Here is a 1,709-nt window from a genome sequence, read left to right as displayed (position 1 = left end):
ATTAACGGCATTGAAAATTTTTGGAGCCAAGCCAAGCGGATACTCCGAAAATATAATGGAATCGACCGAAAAAATTTTCCCTTATTCTTGAAGGAATGTGAATTTCGGTTTAACTTTGGAACACCAAAAGAGCAACTTAAAATGTTGCGAAAATGGTGTGGAATTTAGGGCTAATCTACGTCAGCCCCTAAAATTAAACCTAGATAACATAGATAAATATAAAACTATTAAAGATAATAACGTTAACTTTAAAATTTTAAAAAAATCACTTTTGTTCATTAGATTTCTCCTTATCGTAATAATCATAAATTTTTTCAAATGAATTAGTAAGAACCTCTCTTACGAATGGAGAACCAGACCAACCATAAAAAACACGGTCTGAACTAGCCCCAACAATAGAACCACCGCTTGTTTTAACAACATCATATTTTCCATCCTTAGCCCAATCTCCCATAATGCCTAAACCTGTCGCAGGGATTATCGGCATGCCAGCAGTTGCAGCGGCTAAAGCTCCCGAATAAACCACATTCACACCTGAATTTTTTAGATTATCAAGCGTTAATAGTTTTCCATTTGCATAATCATATGCTTCAAACCCTGATTTAACACCTGCTGAGGTTGCAGCACCTTTTAACACGCTTCCCACAGGTTGCTCACCCATTGATTTTATCGTGTTCCGTACATATCCTCTCACACCATTAACACCTTTTCCTACCATATCCGCATAAGCTAATTGCCCATTCACATAGGCTTTATTCAGTGCATCATTCACAACCGGTAAAGCTTTATTTAATTGATTTTCTGCTTTCATTGCAGAAGCAAATGCTTTATCAGCAACTTTTTCTACGTTACTCACACCTTTAATTAAAAGTGAATTCCCTACAGTTCCAAATAATAATGCAGCTTCAGACGTTGAACGTTGCCATTTAACATCAAACGAATTCTCTATCGTATTCGGATTTTGTATATGTTCAGCGTACAGTTTTTGATAGAAAATTTCCCTATCCGATCTGTCTTTCGTTGTCCACCGACTCGGTAAATCAGAACGATATTCATCGTCCAACGCATAAGCGTAGCCATAACCTTTTATAATTACCCGAAACAATATCTTTCACACTTCGATTAATTTCATCAGGTGTTTCTCGACTACGAACACTTTCCGAGACATAGCGTTGAAGATAGTTGCCTAATCTACTCCATTCACCATCCGTCATTCTTTCAGGGTGATTTCGAGCCTTATCCGAAAGATAATCACTGATGTGGTCATCTTGTTCATAAGAAATAAATTCCATTATCTCTTTTTGTGAAGCCTTACCCTCTTTTATTTTTTTCTCAAGAGCCTCTCGTCTATTTTGAGAAAGTGTACTCAAGAAATTATTCTCCACCGCTCTTTTCGCCGTTTCAGCTCCCGCAGTGGCAGTGAGGAATGTGCCGCCTTGTTGGGCTGTGCTGCCATTCGCTTTTGCAGTAAGCGATGCTGCCAAGCCCCCTGCCAATTGACTTAAAGTGCTGATGTTTTCTTTCTCACTTGCGGTGAGTTGCGCTGGTGTTTTGTCGTAAATCGCTTTAGTGAGGATTTCTGCTGTGGCTTCGCCCGTCACCCCTGCAACCGCGCCCGTTAATGGGTCTTTGCCTGTGAGTTGGAACTCTACTGCAGAGAGCAGTGCATGTGCCGCAAGGTTGGCGGCTTTATCTTTGGGGCTGACGTA

General features: G+C 40.0%; 2 protein-coding genes and 1 pseudogene. 1 reads left to right on the top strand and 2 read right to left on the bottom strand.

The genetic code is table 11. From position 1 onward, the window contains the following. Positions 1–168, top strand: a pseudogene (locus BKK52_RS12045) (IS1595 family transposase); the annotation flags it as partial. Positions 169–265: 97 nt separating this feature from the next. Here the strand turns inward: BKK52_RS12045 and BKK52_RS12040 are convergent. Both BKK52_RS12040 and BKK52_RS12035 read right to left on the bottom strand, forming a co-directional pair. Continuing rightward, a complete protein-coding gene (locus tag BKK52_RS12040; RefSeq protein ID WP_077478785.1) occupies positions 266–1,063 on the bottom strand; it encodes a hypothetical protein in 798 nt (265 codons plus the stop codon). Continuing rightward, positions 1,053–1,709, bottom strand: a 657-nt coding sequence (locus BKK52_RS12035) for a VENN motif pre-toxin domain-containing protein (RefSeq protein ID WP_167367927.1), incomplete at its 5' end; no start/stop codon positions are given. The genes BKK52_RS12040 and BKK52_RS12035, both read right to left, overlap by 11 nt.

Source organism: Rodentibacter trehalosifermentans (genome assembly GCF_002000545.1).
In the GTDB taxonomy this organism is placed as follows: Bacteria; Pseudomonadota; Gammaproteobacteria; order Enterobacterales; family Pasteurellaceae; genus Rodentibacter; species Rodentibacter trehalosifermentans.
The sequence above is the reverse complement of the archived record's forward strand: the minus strand, read 5'-3'. Positions and strand labels throughout refer to the sequence as shown.